The organism is Mesorhizobium sp. M4B.F.Ca.ET.089.01.1.1, assembly GCF_004022605.1.
Lineage (GTDB): Bacteria > Pseudomonadota > Alphaproteobacteria > Rhizobiales > Rhizobiaceae > Mesorhizobium > Mesorhizobium abyssinicae.
On sequence record NZ_RZOS01001033.1, the window covers coordinates 1 to 797 of the forward strand.

Below are 797 nucleotides of genomic sequence, written 5' to 3' on the forward strand. Positions count from 1 at the left end.
AATTCGCGGGATTGGCTTCAACGACTCCGCTGCGATCCTCGGTGAGGCAATCAAGGCGTTGATCGTGACGCGCCAAGTCGCGCCGAACGATGTCGCACCCACTGCCATCACGGCGGCGGTGGGAAGCGCGGTTGCCAAGAATCTTTGGGACGAGAAGGGAGCCTGCAAGTCGCTGCAGGTGAGTGCAAAAGACATTGCTTCCGCAGAGGCAGCGATACCGGGCTCCACATCCAAAGCTCAGAACCTGAGGACCTTCCAAATACCAGAAGCCGTCACACCTTCGATCCGAGCAGTGAAGCCAGCGAAGATCATCGCTCGTCTGTCCTTCTGACCTGAGCGTCGAGCCAACCCATGGCGGCCGGCGTGCGGCGACTGACCGTCGAAACAGCCGTCATGGGCGATCGTCGCGGACCTAGCGCGCATGGCGGCCCGTATCGGACGAGTCCGCTTTCAGCAGGCGTCATAACCCAATTGAATGACCCAAAGGAGGCGCAAAGGCTGCCGTTCACCTGGGCAAATTGTGCCCGTGCCCCCGAGTTGGCCACACAGTATGGCGCAAAGCTAGTATGTCCCATAGACAGCCTGAATGGCCGTTTGAGACCCGACTGATACTTTGGCTGTATGCGGCCGCGAAGTTCGAAGGGGGTCCTAGAGTGCAAAAGAATAATCTTGCTTCGTGGATGCGCCATGACGCTGCCTGTGCGGGTCAATCTGGGGATGGTGCGGAGACCTTCACAGGGTAGCGCCACAGGTTACACAGACGTGCCGGCAACCTGACCATCACCAGCAACAAAGGG

General features: G+C 59.2%; 1 pseudogene. It reads left to right on the top strand.

Going from position 1 to position 797, the window contains the following annotated elements:
* Positions 1 to 331, top strand: a pseudogene (locus EN780_RS39305) (hypothetical protein); the annotation flags it as partial.
* Positions 332 to 797: the final 466 nt, after the last annotated feature.